This window comes from Agrobacterium sp. B1(2019) (genome assembly GCF_008274755.1).
In the GTDB taxonomy this organism is placed as follows: Bacteria; Pseudomonadota; Alphaproteobacteria; order Rhizobiales; family Rhizobiaceae; genus Agrobacterium; species Agrobacterium salinitolerans.
Genome location: NZ_VTPB01000001.1, coordinates 2507517 through 2534452 on the forward strand (window position 1 = coordinate 2507517; position 26936 = coordinate 2534452).

General features: G+C 59.7%; 22 protein-coding genes. 13 read left to right on the plus strand and 9 right to left on the minus strand.

Features of this window, described 5'->3' with window-relative positions:
* Positions 1 to 14: 14 nt before the first annotated feature.
* The 4 genes from fabB (at position 15) to AGR1_RS12630 (ending at position 3426) form a co-directional block, all read left to right on the plus strand.
* Positions 15 to 1238: a beta-ketoacyl-ACP synthase I gene (fabB, locus tag AGR1_RS12615; protein ID WP_149147047.1), complete on the plus strand. Its 1224-nt coding sequence runs from the start codon at positions 15 to 17 to the stop codon at positions 1236 to 1238.
* Between the two features lie 6 nt (positions 1239 to 1244).
* Positions 1245 to 2051 carry an enoyl-ACP reductase FabI gene (gene fabI, locus AGR1_RS12620; protein ID WP_080791842.1) on the plus strand — a complete coding sequence of 269 codons (807 nt, stop codon included), beginning with the start codon at positions 1245 to 1247 and terminating at the stop codon, positions 2049 to 2051.
* A 188-nt stretch (positions 2052 to 2239) separates the two neighbouring features.
* Positions 2240 to 2836: a TadE/TadG family type IV pilus assembly protein gene (locus AGR1_RS12625; protein WP_149147048.1), complete on the plus strand. Its 597-nt coding sequence runs from the start codon at positions 2240 to 2242 to the stop codon at positions 2834 to 2836.
* The gene (locus AGR1_RS12630) at positions 2833 to 3426 is read left to right on the plus strand and encodes a TadE/TadG family type IV pilus assembly protein (RefSeq protein ID WP_121459710.1); all 594 of its coding nucleotides are present in this window, start codon (positions 2833 to 2835) and stop codon (positions 3424 to 3426) included. Before AGR1_RS12625 ends, AGR1_RS12630 begins: the two co-directional genes overlap by 4 nt.
* Before the next feature lie 39 nt (positions 3427 to 3465).
* On the opposite strand, the gene AGR1_RS12635 is transcribed toward AGR1_RS12630, so the two are convergent.
* The 3 genes from AGR1_RS12635 to AGR1_RS12650 form a co-directional block, all read right to left on the minus strand.
* On the minus strand, positions 3466 to 5235 hold the full coding sequence (locus AGR1_RS12635) for a sulfite reductase subunit alpha (RefSeq protein ID WP_149147049.1): 1770 nt from the start codon (positions 5233 to 5235) through the stop codon (positions 3466 to 3468).
* The gene (locus AGR1_RS12640; protein ID WP_149147050.1) at positions 5232 to 10733 is read right to left on the minus strand and encodes a glutamate synthase-related protein; all 5502 of its coding nucleotides are present in this window, start codon (positions 10731 to 10733) and stop codon (positions 5232 to 5234) included. The genes AGR1_RS12635 and AGR1_RS12640 overlap by 4 nt, the downstream gene beginning before the upstream one ends.
* Positions 10734 to 11139: 406 nt before the next feature.
* Positions 11140 to 12468: an MFS transporter gene (locus AGR1_RS12650; protein ID WP_080791852.1), complete on the minus strand. Its 1329-nt coding sequence runs from the start codon at positions 12466 to 12468 to the stop codon at positions 11140 to 11142.
* A gap of 248 nt (positions 12469 to 12716) precedes the next feature.
* On the opposite strand from AGR1_RS12650, the gene cyoA reads away from it, so the two are divergent.
* From cyoA to AGR1_RS12695, 9 genes are all read left to right on the plus strand, one after another.
* Positions 12717 to 13847 carry a ubiquinol oxidase subunit II gene (gene cyoA / locus AGR1_RS12655; protein ID WP_149147351.1) on the plus strand — a complete coding sequence of 377 codons (1131 nt, stop codon included), beginning with the start codon at positions 12717 to 12719 and terminating at the stop codon, positions 13845 to 13847.
* Positions 13848 to 13923: 76 nt separating this feature from the next.
* The gene (gene cyoB, locus AGR1_RS12660) at positions 13924 to 15927 is read left to right on the plus strand and encodes a cytochrome o ubiquinol oxidase subunit I (RefSeq protein WP_149147052.1); all 2004 of its coding nucleotides are present in this window, start codon (positions 13924 to 13926) and stop codon (positions 15925 to 15927) included.
* A gap of 5 nt (positions 15928 to 15932) precedes the next feature.
* Positions 15933 to 16556, plus strand: coding sequence for a cytochrome o ubiquinol oxidase subunit III (gene cyoC, locus AGR1_RS12665; RefSeq protein ID WP_080791863.1), 624 nt, complete (start codon positions 15933 to 15935; stop codon positions 16554 to 16556).
* Positions 16556 to 16951 carry a cytochrome o ubiquinol oxidase subunit IV gene (cyoD, locus tag AGR1_RS12670; RefSeq protein ID WP_003514416.1) on the plus strand — a complete coding sequence of 132 codons (396 nt, stop codon included), beginning with the start codon at positions 16556 to 16558 and terminating at the stop codon, positions 16949 to 16951. The genes cyoC and cyoD overlap by 1 nt, the downstream gene beginning before the upstream one ends.
* A 162-nt stretch (positions 16952 to 17113) precedes the next feature.
* The gene (locus AGR1_RS12675) at positions 17114 to 17875 is read left to right on the plus strand and encodes an SURF1 family protein (protein ID WP_187772133.1); all 762 of its coding nucleotides are present in this window, start codon (positions 17114 to 17116) and stop codon (positions 17873 to 17875) included.
* A 113-nt stretch (positions 17876 to 17988) separates the two neighbouring features.
* Positions 17989 to 19209: a phosphopentomutase gene (locus AGR1_RS12680; protein ID WP_149147054.1), complete on the plus strand. Its 1221-nt coding sequence runs from the start codon at positions 17989 to 17991 to the stop codon at positions 19207 to 19209.
* Positions 19206 to 20183 (plus strand): adenosine deaminase, encoded by a 978-nt coding sequence (locus AGR1_RS12685; protein WP_149147055.1) that lies wholly within the window; start codon positions 19206 to 19208, stop codon positions 20181 to 20183. The genes AGR1_RS12680 and AGR1_RS12685 overlap by 4 nt, the downstream gene beginning before the upstream one ends.
* A gap of 93 nt (positions 20184 to 20276) precedes the next feature.
* Positions 20277 to 20906 (plus strand): uracil phosphoribosyltransferase, encoded by a 630-nt coding sequence (gene upp / locus AGR1_RS12690; RefSeq protein WP_080791875.1) that lies wholly within the window; start codon positions 20277 to 20279, stop codon positions 20904 to 20906.
* A gap of 134 nt (positions 20907 to 21040) precedes the next feature.
* Positions 21041 to 21562, plus strand: coding sequence for a TIGR02281 family clan AA aspartic protease (locus AGR1_RS12695; RefSeq protein WP_149147056.1), 522 nt, complete (start codon positions 21041 to 21043; stop codon positions 21560 to 21562).
* On the opposite strand, the gene deoA is transcribed toward AGR1_RS12695, so the two are convergent.
* From deoA to AGR1_RS12725, 6 genes are read right to left on the minus strand one after another with little or no spacing between them, the layout of a single operon-like run.
* The gene (gene deoA, locus AGR1_RS12700; RefSeq protein WP_149147057.1) at positions 21555 to 22871 is read right to left on the minus strand and encodes a thymidine phosphorylase; all 1317 of its coding nucleotides are present in this window, start codon (positions 22869 to 22871) and stop codon (positions 21555 to 21557) included. The genes AGR1_RS12695 and deoA overlap by 8 nt on opposite strands.
* Positions 22868 to 23641 (minus strand): deoxyribose-phosphate aldolase, encoded by a 774-nt coding sequence (deoC, locus tag AGR1_RS12705; RefSeq protein WP_080791883.1) that lies wholly within the window; start codon positions 23639 to 23641, stop codon positions 22868 to 22870. The genes deoA and deoC overlap by 4 nt, the downstream gene beginning before the upstream one ends.
* Before the next feature lie 2 nt (positions 23642 to 23643).
* Positions 23644 to 24444: a purine-nucleoside phosphorylase gene (locus AGR1_RS12710; protein WP_080791886.1), complete on the minus strand. Its 801-nt coding sequence runs from the start codon at positions 24442 to 24444 to the stop codon at positions 23644 to 23646.
* Entirely contained in the window at positions 24444 to 24833 is a 390-nt protein-coding gene (locus AGR1_RS12715; RefSeq protein ID WP_162927534.1) for a cytidine deaminase, read from the minus strand. The genes AGR1_RS12710 and AGR1_RS12715 overlap by 1 nt, the downstream gene beginning before the upstream one ends.
* 19 nt (positions 24834 to 24852) lie before the next feature.
* Complete coding sequence (locus AGR1_RS12720; protein WP_080791895.1) at positions 24853 to 25824, minus strand: ABC transporter permease; 972 nt, start codon at positions 25822 to 25824, stop codon at positions 24853 to 24855.
* A 6-nt stretch (positions 25825 to 25830) separates the two neighbouring features.
* Positions 25831 to 26934 carry an ABC transporter permease gene (locus AGR1_RS12725; RefSeq protein ID WP_077984572.1) on the minus strand — a complete coding sequence of 368 codons (1104 nt, stop codon included), beginning with the start codon at positions 26932 to 26934 and terminating at the stop codon, positions 25831 to 25833.
* Positions 26935 to 26936 lie beyond the last annotated feature (2 nt).

Below are 26936 nucleotides of genomic sequence, written 5' to 3' on the forward strand. Positions count from 1 at the left end.
AAAAGGTCCCTTTGATGAGACGAGTTGTTGTCACCGGCCTCGGTATTGTTTCCTCCATCGGCGGTGATGCCGCTGAGGTCACCGCGTCGCTGCGCGATGCAAAATCCGGCATTTCATTTTCGCCGGATTTTGCCGAACACGGCTTCAAATGCCAGGTCTGGGGCAAGCCCTCTCTCGACCCGACCGATCTGGTCGACCGCCGCGCCATGCGCTTCCTGTCGCAGGGCGGCGCGTGGAACCATGTGGCCATGAAGCAGGCGATCGCCGATTCCGGCCTCGAAGAGAACGACATCAGCGGCAATGAGCGCACCGGCATCATCATGGGTTCGGGTGGACCTTCCACCCGCACCATCGTCGAGGCCGCAGACATTACGCTGAAGAACAACAGCCCGAAGCGCATCGGCCCCTTCGCCGTGCCGAAGGCGATGTCCTCCACCGCTTCGGCCACACTCGCGACCTGGTTCAAGATCCACGGCGTCAACTATTCCATCTCGTCGGCCTGCTCCACCTCGGCGCACTGCATCGGCAACGCCGCCGAAATGATCCAGTGGGGCAAGCAGGACGTGATGTTCGCCGGAGGCCACGAGGATCTCGACTGGTCGATGTCGAACCTTTTCGACGCCATGGGCGCCATGTCGTCCAAATACAACGAAACACCCGACGTCGCCTCGCGCGCCTATGACGTCAACCGCGACGGCTTCGTCATCGCCGGAGGTGCGGGCGTTCTGGTTCTCGAAGAGCTGGAGCATGCGAAGGCACGCGGTGCAAAAATCTATGCCGAAATCGTCGGTTATGGCGCGACCTCGGACGGTTACGACATGGTTGCCCCGTCAGGCGAAGGCGCGATCCGCTGCATGCGGCAGGCGCTTTCCACCGTGAAGGGCGATATCGACTACATCAATACCCATGGCACCTCGACGCCGGTTGGCGACAGCAAGGAAATCGGCGCGATCCGCGAAGTTTTCGGCGACAAGATCCCGCACATCCAGTCGACAAAATCTCTCACCGGCCATTCGCTGGGTGCGGCCGGCGTGCAGGAATCGATCTACGGCCTCTTGATGATGCAGGAACGCTTCATCGGCGAGAGCGCGCATATTTCCGAGCTTGATCCGGAATTTGCGGGCGTTCCGATCGTTCGCAACCGCATCGACAACGCCAGGATCGACACCATCCTTTCCAATTCCTTCGGCTTCGGCGGCACCAACGCCACGCTCGTCTTCCAGCGTCATAACGGATAATTGCCCATGAACGGCATCATGCAAGGTAAGCGCGGCCTCATCATGGGCGTCGCAAACAATCATTCGATCGCCTGGGGTATCTCCAAGGCGCTTGCGGCACAGGGCGCGGAACTCGCCTTCACCTACCAGGGTGAAGCGCTTGGCAAGCGCGTCAAGCCGCTCGCTGCGGAACTTGGTTCCGATTTCATCGTGCCTTGCGATGTCGAGGATATCGCTTCCGTGGACGCGCTGTTTGCGACGATCCGCGAAAAATGGGGCTCGCTCGATTTCGTCGTGCACGCCATCGGCTTCTCTGACAAGAACGAGCTGAAGGGCCTCTACGCGGATACGACGCGCGAGAATTTCAGCCGCACCATGGTCATTTCCTGTTTCTCCTTCACGGAAATCGCAAAGCGCGCCGCGGAGCTGATGACCAATGGCGGCTCCATGCTGACGCTGACCTATAATGGTTCGCAACGCGTCATTCCGAACTACAACGTCATGGGCGTCGCCAAGGCGGCTCTCGAGGCGTCCGTGCGTTATCTCGCCGCCGATTACGGCCCGCGCGATATCCGCGTCAACGCCATCTCGGCCGGCCCGGTCCGCACGCTGGCGGGCGCCGGCATTTCGGATGCGCGGGCGATCTACGCATGGAACCAGAAAAACGCACCGCTTCGCCGGACGGCGGATATCGATGATATCGGCGGATCGGCGCTTTACCTGCTGTCCAATATGTCGCGCGGCGTGACCGGCGAATGCCATTACGTGGACTGTGGTTATAACATCACCTCCACACCCACGCTGGAGGTTCTCTCCAAAGCGGATGCGGAATAAGCGTCTGTACTTAACTTCGACAAAGCCCGGCCATGTGCCGGGCTTTTATATTGCGAGCCGTATCAATTTCGGAAATCACTAAAGTATAATTTATTGAAGTAACTGAATTTAAATATCGGGGTGGTTATGGTCCGCAACAAATTAAACGGTTGCGCTTGCCGCATATTCTTAGAGATCGACATCGCCTCATGCGACTGGCCAGACTGAAGCCATTGCTGGAAAAATTCGGAGTCTCGCGCGACGGGACAGCGGCTATCGAATTCGCGATACTCGCGATCCCCTATTTCCTCGTCGTCTTTGCGATCATCGAGACCTTCGTCGCCCTGATGGCGGAACAGGTCGTCGCCAACGCCACCGAGACCATGGCGCGGCGTTTGCGCACAGGGCAAATCAGCAGCTCGATTTCGAAAGAGGATTTCCGCAAGAGTTTCTGCGACGAAGTTTCAGTGATGATTACCTGCTCGGCGGATGAGATCGATAAAGAACAGAAGCTCTATATCGACCTTCGCTCCTTTGCCGCCTTCAAGGATATTCCGACCACGATACCGCTGAAGGCCTATGGCGAATATTACGATCTTGATACCGCTCAATTCGGCTTCACGCCGGGCGGCCCGGAAACCATCAACATGTTGCGTGTCTATTATCGCTGGCGTGTCGTTGCCGATATCATCCGGCCATATCTCACAAAAATACGTCCGGCCGATGGATCGATGCCCTCACATTTCCTCATCGTCGCGACAAATGCGTTCATGAATGAGAAATACATCACAGGCGGGGGCTCATGATGGCAGGGCTGGTGTCCGTTGCGGCAAACGGCAAACGACGCCTTGTGGCGCTCGTTTCACGCTTTGCCAAAGATCGCCGTGGCGTGGGCGCGGTGGAGTTCGCGATCCTCTTTCCGATATTGCTTGCGCTTTATCTAACCTCTTTCGAATTGACGATCGGATACAACACCTACAAGCGTGCAAGCACCGCCGCAGCCTCCATCAACGATCTGATATCGAAAACAGGTTCCGTCGATAAGACCTACCTCGCGGGCATGCAGGACGTCGCTGCCGCCGTGTTTGCGCCGTACAGCACCAAGGGTCTGCAGCTAAAGATCAGCGGCATCAAGATCGATGCGCAAAAACAGGCGAAAATCACCTGGTCCTGGGATGAGAAAAATCTGAGACCCTATGCGGTGGGTTCCCCGGTTGCCGTTCCGACGCGCCTCCTTGTGGAAAACAGCTTTCTCATCCACGTCGAACTTTCCATCCCGCATGAATTGCTGATGTTCATGCCCGACATTGCCTCGTCCGGGGTAAAGTCGATCACGATCGGGCGGGAGTATTTCTTCAAGCAGCGCGACGCCGAGACCGTCTGCACCAATTGCTGAACCAATCGGTGCGTCAGGACGGTCCCGTCATGGCAATAGTTAATAGACGTCGCGCAGATAACGTTTTTCGCGCTTCAGCCGGTTCACATACTCGCTTGCCGCCTCGGCGGAGATGCCGGCCTCTTCGCTGACGATGCCGCGCAAGGCATCATCGACATCCTTCGCCATACGGGTCGCATCCCCGCAGACATAGAAAAAGGCACCCTCTTCAAGCCATTGATAGAGCGCCTTACCGTTCTGCCGCATGCGGGTCTGGACATAGATCTTCTCCGCCTGATCCCGCGAGAAAGCGAGGTCGAGGCGGGTCAGAACGCCATCGCGACTCATGTCGCCAAGCTCGTTTTCATAGATGAAATCCGACTGCCGGTGCTGATCACCGAAAAACAGCCAGTTTTTGCCCTTTGCGCCTCTGGCTTGCCGTTCCTGCAAAAATGCCCGGAATGGCGCGATGCCCGTGCCCGGCCCCACCATGATAACAGGCGCGTCATTGTCCTGCGGCACGCGAAACGCCTTGTTCGGCGAGACGAAAATCCCGGCGCTCTGCCCGACCTCCACGCGGTCTGCGAGATAGGTGGAGCACACGCCGCCTCGCTCACGACCCTCGGCGCGATAACGCACGCTGGCGATGGTCAGATGCACGCTGTTTTTTGCAACCAGCGGGCTGGAGGAGATGGAATAGGCGCGATGTTGCAGCGGCTTCAGGAATGTCAGGAATTCCGCAACGTCAAATAGCGGCTTTTCGCCGAGATTGATGAGGTCGAGAATATCCTTGCCCCAGAGAAAGGCGGCGAGCTGCTCCCTGTCTCCGTTTGCAAGAACATGGCTGAGTTCGTCATGCCCAGCCCGCTTGCCGATCTCGGCGACGAGTTCGCGCGAGGGCGTCGATATCTCGAACATGTTGAGAAGCGCATCGCCGACCGGCCGATCCAGTCCGGCGATTTGGCTGTCCGCAGCCGCTCCGAAGTGTTCCAGCAGCGCGCCGACCAGTTTCGGGTCGTTGAGGGGAACGACGCCAAGAGCGTCACCCGCCTCATAGTCCAGACCGCTTTCGCCGAGGTCGAATTCGTAGTGGCGAATTTCCTTGGACGAGCCGGGACCGGAGAGGCGACGATTGACGCTTACCTCAGCCGAATAGGGATTTTTGCGGCTCCAGCCCTGTTTTGCCCGCACGGGCGGCTCGGCGACATCGGGCATGGTGACAGATGCCGCATTGCCGCCATCGACAGCAACCGCGAGCGGCAGCGTCTCGCCGATCCATGCGGCGGCGGCGTCCTCAAAGTCGATATCGCAGTCGATACGCGTCTTCATACGCTTGCCGCCGAGTTGTTCGAACCGCGTATCGATGAGCTTGCCTGCCTGGCAGAAGCCGTCATAGCCGGTATCGCCCAGCGCGAGGACAGCAAAATTCATCCCGTCCAGACGCGGCGCGCTGTCAGCGGCAAGTGCTTCCCAGAAAAGCTGGGCATTATCAGGCATTTCACCTTCGCCATAGGTCGAGGTGACGACGATGACCCGTTTCATGGCCCCGAGACCATCCATCGAGACATCATCAAGCGCTGTCACCACCGGCTGCATGCCCTGCGCGCGGGCGGCGCCGGCAATATCCATCGCCAGCGCCTCCGCATTGCCGGTCTGGGTGCCGAAGAGAATATTCAGCACACTCGCCGCCGCCTTTGGAGCAGCGGCGGCAACCGAGGTCTCCAGGCCGATGGCGGCGCGCGAATGAAGCCCCGCCAGAAAACCGGAAAGCCATGCGCGCTGATCACCGTTGAAGGGCGCGTCTTCGGGAATATAAGGTATCTTCATCATGCTGCCCTATGGCCAGATGCGATGGCGAGGTCGGGAATTGCGCGGGCTGCGAAAAGCTCCTCAAAGCCCGGCAGGCGGCCGATCTTCTCGATGTTTTTCCGGTTCTGCTGAATGATCCAGCCATAGGTGCCGGGGCTGTCCACCGACCAGATGTTCCTGCGCGCCAGCGCCTGCTTGTAATCGTCGAGACGCTTGGCGGCGATCATCACCGCAAGTTGTTCATCGCTATGGTTTGAAAGTGCCTCGCGCGCATATTTCAGCAGCCTTTGCATTAGCGCATAATCTTCCGTGAGGATGAGATTGCGCACGGCTTTTTCAATAGCGGGATCGGAGGGGCCGGATGCTGTCGGCAACCTTTGCAGGGCGACGGCTTGCGCCATGCTCAACACGGTATAATTGTTAAGCAGCGCATACATCTCCTCCGTATCCGTCTCGCCATAACCCGGCACCGTTCCATTGAGAACGGCCTTGCGGTCGCGATAGGCGAGCTTGAACTTACGCAGCTGATGGGCGGCAAGCGCGGATGCCAGTTCCTCCAGCAGTTCCTTGTGGGGCTTCGCCTTCAGAATCTCGTCGCTATCCTGATAAAGCAGCAGGGCGCGTGGCATGCCATAGACGAAATTATGCTGTTCGCTTTCCCAGTTTTCCAGAAGCCATGCCGCCTTGGCCGAGCCGGTCTCCACGGCATGCCAGGTCAGAAGCTGGTGGACGGCCTTATTATGAATGGCGGCCTGTTCATCCTCACCGGTGATCGCGCCGAGCAAGATGGAATCATGGCTGATCTTCTTCGGCAGATCGCCATAGGGATCATACTGGTAGACAAAACCACCGCTCATGCCGTTGCCAAAACCTTTGCCGAAGCTGCCAAGGTTTAGCACCGCGCCGTTGGTCATATATTCGCAGGCGAAATCACCCACGCCTTCGACCACGGCGGTGGCGCCGGAGTTACGCACTGCGAAACGGTCTCCCGCTTGCCCTTCTACGAAGGTGCGGCCGCCGGTGGCGCCGAACAGCGCGAAATTGCCGACCAGCACATTACCGCCCGCCTCTTCGGATCCGCCGCCGGGTGAGCGCACGACGATGGTGCCCCCGCAGGCGCTTTTGCCGACACCGTCATTGCAGGTGCCGGTATGGACGATGACCATGCCGTCATTGCAGAAAGCGCCGAAGGACTGCCCGGCGGAACCTGATGTCTCGATACGCACCGAACCCGCCTCCAGGAACCGGCGGCCACGGCTGTCCCGCTTCACCGCAGGCAGCGCATCCGCCTCTTCCTCGGAAAGTTCATGGTTCAGCATGCGCTCGATATCGACGGCAAGCTGGCCGCCAACGCTCTTGTTGCAATTGTTGAGGAAACGATTGCCGCCGAGCTCGATGTTCTCTCGGCGGCTGTCGACAAGGGCCGAGCGCACAAGTTCGATGAAGGCGTCGTCCAGCGCAAAATCCTTTTCCATATAGACAGGGCTGTCGATCTTCACCTCTTCGACCACGGCAAGCATTGCCCGGAGGTCAAGCTGGCCGACGCTTGCCGGGTGATCGAGGAGGTGAAGAAGATCGGAACGGCCGCGTGCTTCCCGCAGCGAGCGCAGCCCGAGTGCGGCCAGAATCTCACGCGTTTCATGGGCGATGTTCATGAGATATTGCGCCAGCGCGCGCGGATCACCGTTAAAGGCTTCCTGATTGGTGGTGAGACCGGCCGGGCACTTGATGTTGCAGTTCTTCGCCATGACGCATTTCAGCATCATCAGCGCCGTCGTGCCGAACTCGAAACTGTCGCCGCCAAGAAGTGCGGATTTCACCACGTCGCTCGCTGTCTGGTGCGCGCCGGAGCAACGCAGCAGCACCTTGGCGCGAAGACCCGTGGCGCAGAGCGCCTGATGCACTTCCGCGATACCGATTTCCGCCGCGCGGCCGGTATATTTGAGGCTGGTGACGGCCGCCGCACCCGTGCCGCCGGTATTGCCGGCGACATTGATGACATCCGCCCCAGCCTTGGCGACGCCAACCGCAATCGTGCCGATGCCTTCCGACGAGACCAGCTTGACGATGACGCGCACGCGCGCTGCCTTGGCGTCGTGGATGAGCTGGGCCAGATCCTCAATGGAATAGGTATCGTGATGCGGCGGCGGTGAGACAAGCTCAACACCTGGCGTGCCGCCACGCGCAGCGGCGATTTCCACCGTCACCTTGGGAGACGGCAACTGCCCGCCTTCGCCAGGCTTTGCGCCTTGGCCGATCTTGATCTCGATCTCTTCCAGCATCGGATCGGCAAGATAACCGGCCCAGACGCCGAAGCGGCCGGAGGCGAACTGCTTGATGCGCGAGGCACGGATGGTGCCGTAACGGGAAATATGCTCACCGCCCTCGCCCGAATTCGACATGCCGCCGACCATGTTGACGCCATGGGCGACCGCCTCATGGGCGGCGGCTACGAGCGCGCCATGGCTCATGGCACCCGATGCGAGGGTCTTGGTGATCTCGCTCGCCTTCTGAACGGCATGGAGCGGAATGCTTTCCGGTGCAGTTCGGATGAGCGAGAGATAGGCGGAGGCTTCGCCCTTCGCCTGAACCAGAAGTGCACCGCCTTCCAGCCAATGGCCGGGAATATCCGCGCCGAAACGGTCGAGCAACGACTGGCCGAGTGCAGCAAGCCGGGCAAGCTCATGGCCCTGCGAGCCGGTCAATTGCAGCCGGAACGCGCCGTCTCCCGCCTCTTCACAGCGTAATCCGCGCACCATGAAGCTGTTATTGCCCTGCCGGGAAAAACGGCCCATTTCCCGACGGAATTCTTCCGCGGAACCGGCGAAGGTCACATCGGCCGGCAATTCCAGAACGTCGCGCAGAGCGGCCGGGCGGCGCGCCCTTTCTTCCGTCATCATGCGTGCAAAGGCGCGGTAGCCGGGCGTCACCTCGAATGCGTCGATCGCCTCCGGGGTCAGCCGGTCGAAGCTGTTGTGATAATAGGCCGCATCGTTGAGACCGAAGGCGTCTTCGAGCCGGTGGAGCGGCAGGAGGCGCACGGCGTCCTCGTTTTCGGTTCCCTTGTCGAAACCGATCTTTTCCTCGGTCATATCCACGAAACCGCGAACAGCCGTCGTGCCATAAGAATGGCCAGCACCTTCCGCACGCTCCTTGAAAAGACCGAGCAGCGGAATGTCGTTTTCACCTTTTACCGACAGCGCCTTGCGATGCCAGTCTGCTACCGCCTGCGCGATGACGGCGAAGTTGACGCCACCAACCGGGGTCTTCACGTTGGGGAAATAACGCTTCAGTACCGGATCGTCGGTATCGAGGAAGTTCGGTTCGAAGAACTCGCCGCCGATATAGCTTTCCGCCGTGCACAGGCCCACCTTGCCCATGGTCTTCATAAGCGACTTTTCAGCCGCCTTGGCGAAGCGCTTGAAGGCCTTGTCGGCATCGGCACCGAATTTCTCCTCGGCACGGAACTGCACGCCGAGTGGATAGACAGCCGAAGCGCCAAAACCGAGGCCGGCTGCGATGTGATGCGAGGAGGAAAACTGCCCGCTTTCGACGATCAGGGACACGCGCAGCCGCAGTCCTTCCTCGATCAGCCGCTGGTTGATGGCGGAGACGACCATGATCATCGGCAGGGCGGCGCGGCTTGCCGAAACGTGCCGGTCGGTGATGATGGCGATGCCGCCTTCCTCAGCCGCAAAAGCCGCAACTTCATCGCAGAGCCCATCGATTGCCTGCCGCAGCGCAGCTTCGTTGGCCTCCCCAGCATCGAAGACCGGCGAATAGAGCATTTCGAAACGGCGACGGGGCATCTCAGACTGTTCGCGGATGCGCAGCATATCGAGATGGGTGAGGATCGGGGAGCGCACGACGATCTGGCGGGCCTTCTTCGCACCGCTGTTCGGCTTCGCACCGAGGGCGACACGCAACGTCATGCCGTCGGCCTCACGAATACTGTCGAGCGGCGGATTGGTGACCTGCGCGAAGCGCTGTGAGAAATACTTCGCGACGCCGCCTTCCTGATCGGACAGCGCGTTGATGGCATTGCCATAACCCATGGCCGAGATTTTTTCCGCGCCCGACGCCAGCATCGGGTCCATCAGGAACTTGAAGCTTTCCTGATTGTGCGAATAGGCGACATAACGCTGGTGGCGTTCCAGATCGCCGTTGTAGCGCAGCGGCGATCCCTGCTTTTCGGCCGGCACTTCCGGCAGATCCTCCAGCATGACACGGGCTTCGCGCAGCAGGGATGAATAATCGCGGCGCGAGGCGAGAAGCTCCAGCGCCTCGACGGTGGAAAAGGCGCGGCGTTCTGCATGGTCGTAATAAAGCATGCCGCCCGCCTCGATGCGGCCGCGGCGGATGACGCTTTCGGCCGGGAAGGCAATCTGCCCCGCCTCCGACATGACACAGAGATAATCCTCCGTCTCGACGGTGCGCAGCGGGCGCAGGCCGAGGCGATCGAGACGGGCGCCGATGATAGTGCCGTCACCGAAGATCAGCGCGGCCGGACCGTCATTCTTCTCCTCATAGAGCGAGAAATATTCCAGCATCGCCTTGACGCCCGGCGAGAGAGTATCGTCGTTTTCCCATGCCGGCGGCATCATCGAGACCACGGCAGTGACGAGGTCGAGACCATCCTCCATTACCCGCGCCTGCAATGTCTGGTCCAGACGGCAGCTGTCCGACTGGCCCTTGGGCCTGACGATGCTGGCATTCTTCGCCAGCGCCACAGCCGCTTCAGACAGCCGGTTCTTCTTGTCGGTGTTGAGCTCACCATTATGCGCCATCAGGCGGAAGGGCTGCGCCATGGAGGGATGCGGATCGGTATTGGTGGAGAACCGCGTGTGGAAATACATCGTATGCACTTCATGGCGCGGATCGGTCAGGTCACAGAAATAGGGCATGACCTCGTGCGAATTCAGACGCCCCTTGAGCACCTGCGTGCGCGCGCTGAGAGACAGCGGATAAAAGCCGGCAAGATCCGGAACGGTATAGGCGAGCGCCTCAATGGCGAGCAGCGCCTTGTGAATGCGCCAGTCGAATTCGGCAAGGGTTGCGCATTCCGCTGGCGCGGAAAACACCCATTGCCGGATCGGCAACTGGTAAGGGATGGCAGCCGGGCGGATGGCCGCGTCATTTACTGGCACATCGCGGACGAGAAGGACCGAAAAGCCCTGTTCCCGCAACGCGCTGCCGATGATGCCAACCGCCTCTGCATGGAAAGCCGGATTCTGCGGCAAAAAGAAATTGCCAACACCGAACCGGCCAGCCTTCAAACCGCCTTCGCGGGTCAATTCGCGAAAGAAGGAGAGCGACAGATCCATCGACACGCCCGCACCGTCACCGACACCTTCCGCCGACATGCCGCCGCGATGCGGCACGGCACAGAGCGCTTCGTTGCCGCGCTTCAGCACATCATGCGTCTGCACGCCGTCCTTGCGGGTGATGAAACCGACGCCACAGCTGCTTTTTTCAAAAGCCGCATCGTAAAGGCCGAATTTTTGCTCCGTCACGCTCAAGGCACTCTCCTCTCGTTGCGCATTTCGCGCGGCATCGCCCTCTTTCCCGAAACCCGGCGCGGCAGCCGGCACTCTGCGGGCGGAGCCGCAGGCGACCTGGCTGCTCCTCATTCTTTTGCTTATCGGCGTTTAATGGCGCGAACGGTCGTTTTGCGGCCGGCAAACGGCTTGGCGGCGATGGCCGCTTTTTCGCAAATAATGATCGTCGTCGTTCGCATCGCGTTCCCTGATGGCCGGCTTTCCGGCGGTGAGATACACTGAATTATGTCAGCATTGCTTACATAATATTTCATGATCGACCGAGTCAAGATTAAAATCGATCCAGCGCAATAAAAAAACAAAAACGCCGCGAAATCCGACAGGATTCCGCGGCGCGATGGCTGCAGAGATTTTTAAATTGCCCGGATCACTCCGAAGGCATGTCCAGCGTGCGGCTAAACCAGAGGGCGATCAGCGTGCAGAGCGCACCCGACATCAGGTAAATGCCGACGGCGAAAAGGCCGAATTTGGACGAAAATCCGAGCGCGACGAGCGGTGCGAAACCGGCGCCGATCAGCCAGGAAATATCCGAGGTGAGCGACGCGCCGGTATAGCGGTACTCACGGCTGAAGCGGGAAGCAAGCGCGCCGCCCGCCTGACCGAAGGACAGGCCCAGTAACGAGAAGCCGATCAGCACGAACAGATATCGACCGATATCGCCCGAATTCAGGAGAACGGGAGCCACGAGGCTGAAGAGCCCGATCAGCACCGCCGCGACAGCCAGAAGCTTCCGCCGTCCGATCCGGTCGGCCAGAATGCCGGAGATCACGATCATCCCGCCGGCGATGATGGCGCTGACGAATTGCACGAACAGGAAGTCCGACACACGCTGGCTGGTGTTGAGCGAAACCCAGCTCAGCGGAAAGACCGTGACGAGATGGAAGAGCGCGAAGCTCGCCAGCGGCACGAAGGCACCGGTGACGACCACCGGAAACTGTGACCGCAGCATCTTGAACATTGGGCGCGGTTCCAGCTCGTGCTGCTCCAGCATGGCCTGGAATTCCGGCGTCACGATCATGCGAAGGCGGGCAAAGAGCGCCAGAACATTCAGCGCCAGCGCCACGAAGAACGGGAAACGCCAGCCCCAGGCGAGGAATTCCGCATTGGAAAGCTGCGTGACGAAGACGATGAAGAAGGCGCTGGCGAGACCGAACCCCATGGCCGCACCGATCTGCGGCATCATGGCGTACCATCCGCGCTGCTTGTGCGGTGCATTCATGGCGAGCAGCGAGACGAGGCCATCCCACGCGCCGCCAAGACCAAGACCCTGGCCGATACGGAATACCGCCAGCAGGACAGGCGCGAGCATGCCCGCTTCCGCATAGGACGGAAGAAAGCTGATCGCCATCGTGGAACCACAGAGCGTGAAGAGGGCAGCCATCAACTTAACGGCGCGCCCGAATTTTCGGTCTATCTGGAGGAAGATCAGCGAACCGATCGGCCTTGCGATAAAGGCCAATGAGAAAACCGCGAAAGAATAGAGCGTGGCCGTTAGCGGATCGACGAAGGAAAAGAAGACGTGGGGGAAAACGAGCGCGGAGGCGATGGCGTAGATAAAAAAGTCAAAAAACTCCGTCATTCTCGCGAGAATGACTGCAATCGTGATGCGATCCGGATCGACCTTGACGGGACCGGCCCCATGTCCGTTCGCTTCCGGCGCCTGCCCAAAGGATGGAGCAGCATTCGTATAACTCATAATATCCCTCCTGCGTCATGGACGAACCATTTCCTGTAACGCGCCGGCTCCTCATCCGTTGCGTTACGATGCGACGGATTGTCACACGCACCCTACGTAACGTCAATTGAAGTTTGGCAATAAAGGGTTGCCCAGTCAGCCGACCATGCGATAATGCACGGGCTCCGTCCTAAACGCAGCTCTGCCCGAGACATGGTGCATCGCGAAGGTTTCGCTGCACCGCGACAATATACCTCATTCTAAAAATGATGTTCGGCAATTATTCGCGGCATAATCCAAACTGTACGAGTTCAAAGAACGTGCGCACGATCAAAAAAATCCTATCCGCCCTTCTGGCAATCCCGGCTCTGCTGCTGCTCAGCGGCTGCAACCTCGTCGTCATGAACCCTTCGGGCGACATCGCGATCCAGCAGCGCGATCTTATCATCACGTCCACGGTTCTGATGCTGCTGATCATCGTCCCGGTCATTGCCCTGACGCTGTTCTTCGCATGGAAGTATCGCGAATCGGCAAAGGCCGAGGACTACGATCCCGAGTGGCACCACTCCACCCGCCTGGAAATGGTGATCTGGTCGGCTCCGGTCGCCATCATCCTGATGCTCGGCACGGTGACCTGGATTTCCACGCACCGTCTCGACCCCTATCGCCCGCTGGAGCGTATCGACGAGAACCGCCAGGTGACCGCCGAAACCAAGCCTATCACGGTGGAAGTGGTGGCCATGGACTGGAAGTGGCTGTTCTTCTATCCCGAACTCGGCATTGGCAGCGTCAATGAATTCGCCGCTCCGGTCGATGTTCCGATCAATTTCAAGATCACCGGCACGACGGCGATGAACTCCTTCTTCGTTCCCGCGCTCGCCGGCCAGATCTACGCCATGGGCGGCATGCAGACCAAGCTGCACGCGGTCATCAACAAGGAAGGCGTTTATGACGGCTTCTCGGCCAATTTCTCCGGCCCAGGTTTCTCGCACATGCGCTTCAAGTTCCATGGCCTGAGCCAGCAGGGCTTCGATCAGTGGGTGGCGAAGGCGAAAGAAAGCGGCAAGGGCTTCGGCCGTCAGGAATATCTGGAATTCGCCAAGCCTTCCGAACGCGAACCGGTACAATATTTCGCTTCGGTCGATCCCGAACTCTACAGCGCCATCCTCAACCGCTGCGTCGAGCCCAACAAGCTCTGCATGCGTGACATGATGCATATCGACGCCAATGGCGGCGGCGGCAAGGAAGGCATCGACATCGCCAAGGCGCTGAATTCCGTCGTCTGCACGCCGCTTGCGCCCTTTGGCGTCGCCAGCGGCCCCCAATCCACTCCGGCTGCGCTCGAAGGCCAGACTTTCGAACCTGCGGCGCTGCCGGAAACGAAACAAGTCGCTGGCTGACGGATACGTCCCGGCATTATGCGGCGCGGCCAATGGCTGCGCCGATCTTATGTCTTAGAATCGCAAGAGGCTAAAAATGATCGTCAATTCCGATCAAACGTCGTTCCTGTTCGGGAAGCTGACATGGGAGTCCATCCCGCTTCACGAGCCCATTCTTGTCGCGACCTTCGCGGCCGTGGCTCTGGGCGGTATCGCCGTCGTCGGCGCCCTCACCTATTTCCGCCTCTGGGGCTATCTCTGGAACGAATGGTTCACGAGCATCGATCACAAGAAGATCGGTATCATGTACATCATTCTGGCGCTGGTCATGCTGCTGCGCGGTTTCGCCGATGCGATCATGATGCGCGTCCAGCAGGCGATCGCGTCGGGCGGATCGGAGGGTTACCTTCCGCCGCACCATTACGACCAGATCTTCACGGCCCACGGCGTCATCATGATCTTCTTCATGGCCATGCCGATGATCACGGGCCTGATGAACTTCGTCGTGCCGCTACAGATCGGCGCCCGCGACGTTTCGTTCCCCTTCCTCAACAACTTCTCCTTCTGGATGACCACGGCCGGCGCCGTCATCACCATGATCTCGCTGTTCATCGGTGAATATGCGCAGACCGGCTGGCTGGCCTATCCGCCCCTCTCCGGCATCGATGGAAGCCCCGGGGTCGGGGTCGATTATTATATCTGGGGTCTGCAGATCGCCGGTGTGGGAACGACGCTATCGGGCATCAACCTGATCGTGACCATCATCAAGATGCGCGCGCCTGGCATGACCATGATGCGCCTGCCGATCTTCGTGTGGACATCGCTGTGTTCGAACATCCTGATCGTGGCCTCCTTCCCGATCCTGACCGGCACGCTGGCGCTTCTCACCCTCGACCGTTACGTTGGCACGAATTTCTTCACCAACGATCTCGGCGGCAATCCGATGATGTATGTCAATCTCATCTGGATCTGGGGTCATCCCGAAGTCTATATCCTGGTGCTGCCCGCCTTCGGCGTCTTCTCGGAAATCGTCTCGACCTTCTCCAACAAGCGCCTTTTCGGTTACGCCTCGATGGTCTACGCCACGGGCGTCATCACCATCCTCGCTTATATCGTGTGGCTGCATCACTTCTTCACAATGGGTTCCGGTGCAAGCGTCAACGCTTTCTTCGGCATCACAACGATGATCATCTCGATCCCGACCGGCGCGAAGATTTTCAACTGGCTCTTCACCATGTATAAGGGCCGCATCAAGTTCGACGTTCCGATGCTCTGGACGATCGGCTTCATGATCACCTTCGTTATCGGCGGCATGACCGGCGTTCTCCTTGCCGTTCCGCCGGCGGACTTCGTGCTGCACAACTCGCTGTTCCTCATCGCCCACTTCCACAACACCATCATCGGTGGCGTCGTTTTCGGTGTGCTTGCGGGCATCGTCTACTGGTTCCCGAAAGCCTTCGGTTACCGGCTCGATCCGTTCTGGGGCAAGCTGTCCTTCTGGTTCTGGTTCATCGGCTTCTATTTCGCCTTCATGCCGCTCTATATCCTCGGCCTGATGGGCATCACCCGCCGCCTCAGCCAGTTTGAAGACAATTCGCTACAGATTTGGTTCGTCATCGCCGCCTTCGGCGCCTTCCTGATCGCGCTCGGCATCGCCTCCTTCGTCATCCAGCTCATCGTAAGCTTCCTCAATCGCGAAAAGCTGCGTGACGTGACCGGTGACCCCTATAACGGCCGCACGCTGGAATGGTCGACGTCTTCGCCGCCGCCCGCCTACAACTTCGCCTTCACGCCCGTCATCCATGATGTGGACGCCTGGGCGGATATGAAAAAGCGCGGTTACAGCCGTCCCAAGGAAGGTTTCATTCCGATCCATATGCCGAAAAACACCGGCGCGGGCGTGATCATCAGCGCCATCAGCGTGGTTCTCGGCTTCGCCCTGGTATGGCACATCTGGTGGCTTGCGGCTCTGTCCATGCTCGCCATCATCGCGGTCTCCATCGCCCATACCTTCAACTACAATCGCGATTATTACATTCCGGCTTCCGACGTTTCGACGGTCGAGGCGGAACGTACGAAGCTGCTTGCTGAACAGGCGTAACGAATATGGCTCATACACCTGCACAAAGCGTCGACGGCGCTGAACCGGTCTTTTACCTGAAGGAAGACCACCACCCGGAGAACGGCACGTCGCTGGGCTTCTGGCTCTACCTGATGAGCGACTGCCTCATCTTCGCGACGCTGTTTGCCACCTATGCCGTTGTCGGCCGCAGCTATGCGGCCGGTCCTTCGGGTGCGGACCTGTTTGATCTCAAGCTGGTCGCCATCAATACCGGCTTCCTGCTTTTCTCCTCCATCACCTATGGCTTTGCCATGCTGGAAATGGAAAAGCAGAAGGTAAAGGCCACGCTGGTCTGGCTGGGTGTGACCGGCCTCTTCGGCCTCGCCTTCCTCGCCGTCGAACTCTACGAGTTCCATCACCTGATCGCGGAAGGCGCCGGCCCGCAGCGTTCAGCGTTCCTGTCGGCCTTCTTCGCGCTGGTCGGTACGCACGGTCTGCACGTCACCTTCGGCATCATCTGGCTCGTCACGCTGATGTTCCAGGTCGCCAAGCACGGCCTGATCGCGGCAAACAAGCGCCGCCTGATGTGCCTGTCGATGTTCTGGCACTTCCTTGACGTCATCTGGATCGGCGTCTTCTCCTTCGTTTACCTCATGGGAGTTCTTTGATGAGTTCCGAAGCACACGCACATCACGACGCGCATGGCGACGACCATCATCACCATGATGGTGCAAGCCACGGCACGTTCAAAAGCTACATGATCGGCTTCGTCCTGTCGGTCATCCTGACGGCGATCCCCTTCTGGCTGGTCATGGGCGACGTTCTTGAAAACAAGACCCTGCTGGTCATCGCCATCATGGGTCTCGGCGTCATCCAGATCTTCGTTCACATGATCTACTTCCTGCACATGGACACCAAGTCAGAAGGCGGCTGGACCTTCATGGCGCTGATCTTCACCGTCGTGGTGCTCCTGATCACGCTCTCCGGCTCGCTCTGGGTCATGTACAACATGAACAAGAACATGATGCCGCTGCACATCGAGGATGTGAAAAACCTGCCCTGAGCAGCATAGACCAACGGCCTGCCGGGTTTCCGGCGGGCCGCTTTCGCGCCAACACATAACCCCATGAATCGTGGTGCGATTTATGGGGTTATTTGCTGGAGGATGCCCCGGTGGACGCCAGATGGTCTTTGCCGCTCGCCGCGGCTTCCCAAGGACTGTGAGATGAGTGAAACCACACCAAATAACCGGCGAATCCGCCCTGCTGCGATCGTCGTCCTGCTCCTGACCATTGTCCTGACGGGACTGCTGCTGGTCCTTGGCACATGGCAGGTCAAACGCCTTTCCTGGAAGCTCGATCTCATCGAGCGCGTCGAAGCCCGCGTCCATGCCGATCCCGTCGACGCCCCTGACGCCAAAGAATGGCCGGCGCTCGGCGATCCGGCGGAATACGAATATCGCCGTGTGAAACTGTCCGGCACCTTCCTCAATGACAGGGAGGTTCAGGTCTATACGGTCACGGATCTCGGCCCCGGTTACTGGGTGATGACGCCGCTCCAGCGCGACGATGGCTCCAGCATCATCGTCAATCGCGGCTTCGTGCCGTCCGACAGGCGCGACCCATCCTCCCGCCAGGAAGGCGAACCGGCCGGAAACGTCGAGATCGTCGGGCTGATGCGCGCGCCCGAAACCGGCGGGCTTTTCCTGCGCACCAACGATCCGGCAAATGGCCGCTGGTATTCCCGCAACATTCCGCAAATCTCGCAGGCATCCGGCCTGTCCGATGTCGCACCGTTCTATGTCGACGCCGATGCGACACCCAATCCGGGCGGCCTGCCGGTCGGCGGCAAGACCATGCTCACCTTTCCCAACAACCACCTCTCCTATGCCGTTACGTGGTATATTCTGGCGGCGATGGTGGTGGCCGCGGGGTGGTATGTCCTGCGCAACCTCAACGCCCCCAAACCGAAACGGGACGAGGACTAAGCAGCCGGTTTTACCGGATGGTTCACAAAAGCACTTCCTTCTTCACGTTTTGCTGATCTATAACGACAGTTCGGCCTGACATTGCCCGTCGGCGCATTTTGTTTCGGTGAGTTATGGCAAGAGCATTTCTTCTCGTTCTGGATTCCTTTGGCGTCGGCGGCGCACCCGACGCGGAACGCTATGGCGATCTTGGCGCAAACACAGTCGGCCATATCGCGGAATTCTGTGCAGCGGGCGCTGCCGATAAAGCGGGACTTCGCTCCGGGCCGTTGAAGCTGCCGAATATGTGTTCGCTCGGCCTGCTGGAGATCGCGAAACAGGCAAGCGGTGACATTCCCGCCGGCATGGAACCGCCGGAGCGCATTTTCGGCCTGCACGGCTCTGCCAGCGAAATCTCCAAGGGCAAGGACACCCCTTCAGGCCACTGGGAGATCGCGGGCACGCCGGTGACTTTCGACTGGGGATATTTCCCGACGGAGGGCGACGCATTTTCTCCTGATTTGGTGGAGGCCATTTGCAGGCAAGCCGATATTCCCGGTATTCTCGGCAATTGCCATGCTTCCGGCACTGAGATCATCGCTGCGCTCGGCGAGGAACATATCAGGACCGGTAAACCGATCTGCTACACCTCATCCGATTCCGTTTTCCAGATCGCCGCGCACGAAACGCATTTCGGTCTGGAGCGGCTCATCTCGCTCTGCGAGACGGTGCGCAAGCTGCTCGATCCGCTGAATATCGGCCGCGTCATCGCCCGCCCCTTCATCGGCGAAACGGTCGCGACCTTCGAGCGCACCGGCAACCGCCGCGATTTCTCCGTTCTGCCGCCTGAACCGACCCTGCTCGACAGACTTGTGGAGGCCGGCCGAAAAGTGCACGCCATCGGCAAGATCGGCGATATCTACGCCCATCAAGGCGTCTCGCGCGTCATCAAGGCCAATGGTAATGCCGCCCTGATGGATGCGACGTTGCAGGCCATAGACGAGGCTGAAAATGGCGATCTCGTCTTCACTAATTTTGTCGATTTCGACATGCTTTACGGCCATCGCCGCGATGTCGCCGGTTACGCCGCCGCCCTTGAGGCCTTCGATGCGCGCATCCCCGAAATCCATCGCAAGATGGCGCCGGGTGACATCGCCCTTCTGACCGCCGATCACGGCTGCGACCCCACATGGCGGGGCACGGACCATACACGCGAACGGGTGCCGATCATGGCATTCGGGCCGGGCATCCGGTCCCGGGATGTCGGCATCCGCTCAAGCTACGCCGATATCGGCGAAAGTATCGCCCACCATCTTGGCATCGAGGCCGGTTCTCACGGCAGGAGCTTCATTTGACATCGCATTTGCTGAAAGCGGAAATTCACTGCCACATCGAAGGTGCGGCTCCGCCCGCCCTTGTCGCTAAACAGGCGGAGAAATACGGCATCGACACCAGCGGTTTTCTGCGGGACGGCCAATATGTCTGGTCGGATTTTGCGCAATTCATCCGTTGTTACGATGCGGTGGCGCAGGTGTTCAAGACGGATGAGGATTATGCCGTTCTGACTGAAACCTATCTGACCGAACTTGCGCAAGCCAATACGATCTATAGCGAACTGATCATTTCGCCCGATCATGGCGACCGCATCGGGCTTGGCGCCGACGCCTATCTGGCCGGCATTGCCGAAGGCATCCGCATCGCAAGGGAAAAGACGGGGATCGAAACCCGCATCATCGTCACCGGTGAACGCCACTTCGGTCCAGAACGGGTGATCGCAGCGGCGGAATATGCAGCACGCGCCCGGCATCCGCTGGTAACGGGTTTCAACATGGCCGGCGAGGAGCGCATGGGCCGCGTCGCCGATTATGCGCGCGCCTTCGATATCGCCCGCGATGCGGGTCTCGGGCTGACCATTCACGCGGGCGAGGTTTGCGGACCGGAAAGCGTTACCGATGCGCTCGACCTCGTCAAACCGTCGCGTATCGGTCATGGCGTGCGCGCCATCGAAGATGCCGCTCTCGTCTCCCGGCTGGTCGAGACGGGAACCGTTCTTGAAGTCTGCCCCGGCTCGAATATCGCGCTCGGCGTCTATCCGGATTTCGCCAGCCACCCGCTGAAAGCTCTGAGCGATGCCGGTGTGCGGGTCTGCATCAGTTCCGACGACCCGCCGTTCTTCTTCACCTCGCTTGCGCGGGAATATGCGCTGGCTGCGGAGGCTTTCGGTTTCAGCGATGCCGAGATCAACCGCATGACCCGCACCGCGCTCGAATGCGCCTTTGTGGACGAAGCCACCCGCGCACGGCTGCTCGCCCGGATCGATCAGTCCTGAGCTGTTGTTGACAGGGTAAAACCGCGAAGAAGGCTTGCGAAAAACGTGCTTTCGGTGAATTACAGGGCATAAGATAAAAGGAAGGCCAGTTTCATGGACGGCGTCACAGTCATCGAACATCCGCTGGTGCGGCACAAACTTACCATCATGCGCAAGAAGGAAACTTCCACGGCCGGCTTCCGCCGTCTGCTGAGAGAGATTTCAACGCTGCTCTGCTATGAAGTGACGCGCGATCTTGAAATGACGATGGAAACCATCGATACGCCGCTCGAGACCATTCAGGCACCGGTGCTGGAAGGCAAGAAGCTGGTTTTTGCCTCCATCCTGCGCGCCGGCAACGGCCTTCTGGAAGGCATGCTCGAACTGGTGCCTTCGGCGCGCGTCGCCCATGTCGGCGTCTATCGCGACCATGATACGCTTGAGGCCGTCGAATATTATTTCAAGGCTCCCGAAAGCCTCGATGCCCGTCTGGTCATCGTTGTCGACCCCATGCTAGCGACCGGAAACTCCTCCATCGCAGCCGTTGAAAAGCTGAAGGAACGCGGTGCAAAGAACATCCGCTTCCTGTGTCTGCTGGCGGCGCCCGAAGGCATTAAAAACTTCCGTGAAGCGCATCCCGATGTGCATATCTACACAGCCGCCATCGACAGCCATCTGAACGAGAAGGGCTATATCGTTCCCGGCCTCGGCGATGCCGGCGACCGCATGTATGGCACCAAATAACGCCGTTCATCATCGCTTAACCGTTTGAGCCATTCGCCGCCTCCACCAGCGGCGAATGGCTTTTTATTTTAAGGTTTCAGCATGTTTTGCGTCTATTCTGGGCGAGAATAACCTGCCCCTGGAGGAGCAAAGACTTGCTGACGCGCGCCATTTTTCTGCTTGTTGGTCTTTCGCTCGGTGCCACGCAAATTCCGGCGCTGGTGGAAAAATTTCAGCCGCGCCCGGAAGCAGGCATTGAGAAAGCGGAAGTCAGACCCGAAGCAGCCAAACCGGAGTCCGTTTCGCTGGGCGGCGTCAATCTGAAAGCGGATGCCCGCGGCCACTTCAACGCCACCTTCCGCATCAATGGCAAATCCTTCGACGGCCTTGTCGATACCGGCGCTTCCATGGTGGCCATCAACGAGACGATTGCGCGCCGACTCGGTTACGGGGTCAATAGCCTCGATTTTAAGTATGCGATTTCAACGGCCAACGGCCAGACCATGGCCGCCTATGTGAAGCTCGACCGGGTGGAAATCGGCGCTATCCGGGTTCAGAATGTCGACGCCATGGTGCTGAAGGACAATGCGCTTAGCAACATGCTGATCGGCATGAGCTTCCTCAAGCAGTTGTCGTCATTCAAGGTATCGGGCGGCGAAATGCGGCTGGTCAGGTGATCCTCTCAAGAACCACGTTGCCGGTCTCTGTCGCAGCGTCATCAATCCCGTAACAAGCCGCAATCATTTCGGCGGCGCGTTCCGCTTCTTCTTTCGAAGCCGCATGGACTATGGCGACAGGCTCGCCCTTTTCCACTTTTGTGCCGAGCGGCAGGATGTCAGAAATACCGACCGCAGCGTCAACGGTATCCGACGGCTTTCTTCTGCCGCCGCCAAGCTCCACAACCACCATACCGAGATCGCGCGTCGCGCAGGATGAGAGCCAACCGCTGCGCGGAGCCGAAACCGGGAGAGTGACCGGCGCGGACGGCAGGTAATGGGACGGGCGTACAACGAAATCCGAAGGCCCGCCGAGTGCTGAAACCATCCGCGCAAAGACCTCCATGGCCCGGCCGGAGGAAAGAGCGGCCAGCGCCAGCACCTCGCCTTCATCAAGCGTAGTCGCGCTCCCGGCCTGCGCCAGCATTTCCGCAGCGAAGGTGAGCACGACCTTTTCGAGACGGGTTCCCGCTTTGCGACCAGCCAGAAAATCCAGGCAGTTAACGATCTCGACCGCATTGCCAGCTGCATCGCCAAGCGGCTGGTTCATGTCGGTTATCAGCGCCGTCGTCGGCAGGCCCGCGCCATTCGCCACATCGACCAGTGCGCGAGCCAGATTGCGGGCATCCTCCACACTCTGCATGAAGGCGCCGTTGCCCACCTTCACATCCAGAACCAGCGTCTGCAGCCCGGCCGCAAGCTTTTTCGACAGGATGGAGGCCGTGATCAGCGGTATGGAATCCACCGTCGCGGTCACATCGCGAATGGCGTAAAGACGTTTGTCGGCTGGGGCGAGATCACCCGTCTGGCCGATGATGGCGCAGCCGACCGTCTTTACCGTCTGGCGAAACAACACCTCGTCCGGCATGACGTTGTAACCGGGGATCGCTTCCAGCTTGTCCAGCGTGCCGCCGGTATGGCCAAGGCCCCTGCCGGAAATCATCGGCACGGCGAGACCGCAGGCGGCAACGATGGGCGCGAGCATCAGGGAGACATTATCGCCGACGCCGCCGGTGGAATGCTTGTCCGCCACCGGCCTGCCAATATCGCACCAGGACAGGACATCACCGCTGTCGCGCATGGCAAGCGTCAGCGCCACCATCTCATCGCGGTTCATGCCGCGAAAGAACACCGCCATGGCAAAGGCGGCCGCCTGCCCTTCCGAGATGCCGTCTTTTGAAAGCGCCTCTATGAAAGCGGCAATCTCCCGAGGCTCAAGTGACAGGCCATCGCGTTTGCGACGGATGATTTCCTGCGGGATCAAGCTCAATATCCGCTGGCGGCCCTGGCGGGCTCGCCGCCTGCCAGCACGTTCAACACATCATCGAGAACACCCGACGCGCCGAAACGGAAGGTGGACGGCATGGCCCAGTTGGGCGCCATTATGGTTTCCGCAAGCCTCAAGTAAAGCGTTGCGTCCTCCACCGTGCCGATGCCGCCGGCGGGCTTGAAACCCACCTTCTGCCGGCTGTCGCGGATCGCCTGCAACATGATGTCGGCGGCCTCCAGCGTGGCATTGATGGCAACCTTGCCAGTCGAGGTCTTGATGAAATCGGCCCCTTCGGCAATGGCGAGTTCGGATGCGCGACGGATCAGCGCCTTGTCCTTCAACTCGCCGGTTTCAAGAATAACCTTGAGCAACACAGGTGCCGCGCAGGCTTTGCGAACGGCAGCCACCATGTTCGAAACCGCCGTTTCATCGCCTGCTATGAACTTTCGATAGGGAATGACCAGATCGATTTCGTCAGCGCCGTCGCGGATCGCCGCTTCGGTTTCCGCAACCACGGCCGCAACCTCGAGATCGCCCGAAGGAAAATTGACGACCGTGGCGATGCGGATCGCATGGTCTTTTCCGAACGCTGCACGCGCCTGCGCCACGAAACGCGGCCAGATGCAGATTGCGGCCGTATTGCCGTATTCCGTATGCGCCCGCTGGCACAGAGCGGCGATCTGCTCAGGCGTGCAGTCTTCCTTGAGATTGGTCAGGTCCAGCAAGGACAGAGTGAGGGCAGCCGCTTCGCGCGGACGCTGGAGTTCCATGGTCACGCTCCTCCTGCGATCATTTCCTTCAAAATGGCGGCAAGCCTCTTGCCACCCACGGGAGCCATATCCTTGGTTTCTTCATGGCTCAGTTCCGCGCCGGTCATGCCGGCACCGTAATTGGTAATAACCGATGCGGCGGCGACGCGCATCCCGAAAAAGCGGGCGAGGATGACTTCCGGCACGGTGGACATGCCGACGGCATCCGCCCCCAGCAGCCGCGCCATGCGGATTTCCGCCGGCGTTTCGAAGCTCGGGCCGGAAAACCACATATAGACGCCGCCAAACAAAGGCACCGTCGCGCGGATGGCGGCGTTGCGCATGGCAAGCATCAGATCAGGATCGTAAGCGGTGGTCATGCCAACGAAGCGACGGTCGCTTTCCTCGCCGATCAGCGGGTTCATGCCGGAATAGTTGATGTGATCGGTGATCTGCATGACTGAACCGGGCGGTATATCCTGCCTGACCGAGCCTGCCGAATTGGTGAGGATGAGCGACTGCACGCCGAGACCAGCCAGCGCTTCGATGACAACCCGCATCGCGGACGGATCGCCCTTTTCGTAAAAGTGCACCCGACCGGAGAGCATCATGACCGGCTCCCCACCGAGATAACCGGCCACCAGCTCGCCCGCATGGCCGGAAACACCGCTTGCGGGAAAACCGGGAAGCTCGGCATAGGGCACGCGGATCGGATCGCTGACCTCTTCCACCAAAGAACCCAAACCCGAGCCGAGGACGATGGCTACGCGCGGCATTAGGCCGTTCAGGCGCTCCACCAGAATATCGATCAGCGTATCCGGCATCAGGGCAGCTCTGTCTTAAAGCTGAAGGGCAAAAGCTCTTCCATGGTCATGACCTTCTGGACGCCGGTTTCGTCGCACAGATAGACTCGCGTTTCCGGCGTGGCGAATTCGGCGATCTTTTGCCGGCATCCGCCGCAGGGAGGGCAAAGAGCAAGTTTTTCGGCGATGACGGCGATTTCGCTGATCTTCTTTGCCCCACCCATGATCATGGCGCTGATGGCGGAAGGTTCGGCGCACCAGCCTTGAGGGAAGGAGAGATTCTCGATATTGGCGCCCTTGTAAATCTTCCCGTCTTCCGCGCGGATCGCCGCGCCGACCGGAAATTTCGAATAAGGCGCGTGGGCAAAGGCCATGGCCTCCACCGCCGCCTCGAACAGGGCATGGGACATCGGATCTCGGGACATGGGTTTAACGCTCCTTCGCATAGGCAACGCCACCGGCCTTGGGGGGCTTGGCGACGCCGATGAAACCGGCAAGCAGAATGCAGGTCAGAATATAGGGCATGGCCTGGAAAATCTGCACCGGCACTTCGCCGATACCGGGCACGGATTTGCCCTGCATGAAGTTGGCGAAGGCGTCCAGAAAACCGAAGAGCAGGCAGGCGAACATGACCGGCACCGGCTTCCATTTCGCGAAGATCAGCGCTGCCAGCGCGATATAGCCCTTGCCCGCCGACATGTTGGCGATGAAGGCCGCCGATTGCGCAACGGCAAGATAGGCGCCTGAGAAACCGCAGAGAAAGCCGGCGACGATGACGGCGCGGTAACGCATCCACGTCACCGAAATGCCCGCCGTATCGACGGCACCCGGGTTTTCACCGACGGCGCGCAGGCGCAGGCCGAAACGGGTCCGGTAAAGCACCCACCAGGACAGCGGTACCGCCAGAAATGCCAGATAGGTGAGGATATTGTTGCCGGAAATGACATTGGCATAAAGCGGGCCGATGAAGGGCACCTCACGTATCGTGTCCGCACCTGGCAGGATGATCGGCGCAAAACGGCCCTCTGCCGACAATTGCGGCGTGCGGCCGCCCTGCCCGAACCAGGCCTGCCCCAGAACAACCGTCAGGCCGGCGGCGATGAAATTCAGCGCCACGCCGGATACGATCTGGTTGCCACGGTTGGTGATGACGGCAAAACCATGGGTCAGCGAGAACAGAATGGAGATGGTGATGCCCGCCAGCAGACCGGCCCAGGGATTGGCCGTGATATAGGCCACACAGGCGGAAGCGAAGGCCGCCGCCAGCATCTTGCCTTCAAGGCCGATATCGAACACGCCGGCGCGCTCGGAAAAGAGCCCGGCGAGCGCGGTGAAGAGCAGCGGGATAGTGAGACGGACGGTCGAGCCGAGGATGCTGACCAGCATATCGAAAAAATCCATATCAACTCACCCCTTTGCCAAACGCTGGTAGATGCGCACAACCGCCGGCCGGTACATATATTCCAATGCGCCTGCGAAAAGGATCACCAGGCCCTGGATGACAACGATCATCTCACGGGTGATGTTCGGCATCTCGAAAGAAAGATCCGCACCGCCCTGATAGAGAATACCGAACAGCAATGCCGAAAAGATGATGCCAAGCGGATGGCTTCGCCCCATCAGTGACACGGCGATGCCGACGAAACCCGCACCGCCGACGAATTCCACCTGCAGGCGGGCGGAAGCGCCCATGACCGGGTTCAGCGCCATCATGCCCGCCAGACCGCCGGAAATCAGCATGGCGATGATGACAGTGCGCGCATAGGGAATGCCGGCATAGACGGCGGCCGACGGGCTGATGCCGAGCGTGCGCATCTCATAACCGAGCTTGGTGCGCCAGATCAGAACCCAGACGAGGAAACACATGACCAGCGCGATGATGAAGGAGACGTTGAATGGCGCCGGCCCGAGCTTGAGGCCGAACAGCGCCATCAGCCAGTCAAGCTTCGGCAATTGCCCGCCCGGCAGAAAGGTGCGTGTTTCCGGCGCCATTTTGCCCGGCACGATCAGCACATTCACCAGCAGATAGACCATCAGCGCAGCCGCGATGAAGTTGAACATGATGGTGGTGATGACAACGTGGCTGCCGCGTTTCGCCTGCAGCCAAGCCGGAATGAAAGCCCAGGCCGCGCCGAAAACGGCAGCGCCGATGACGGCGAATGGCATCGTCACATACCACGGCACGTAACGATCAAGCGCCAGCGCCACCAGCGCAGCACCCAGCCCGCCAATATAGGCCTGACCTTCGGAGCCGATATTGAACAGGCCGGCATGGAAAGCCACGGCGACGGAGAGACCGGTGAAGATGAAGCTCGTCGTGTAAAACAGCGTGAAGCCGATGGCGTCGCCGCGGCCGAGCGCTCCTTCGATGAGCAGGCGAAGCGCCGCCAGCGGATTTTCACCAATCGACCAGACAACGAGGCCGGAAATCAGAAAGGCGGTGACGACGTTCAGCAACGGCAAAAGGCCGTAGCTGATCCAGTTTGGTAGGGGAACGGAAGCGGTGCTCATTC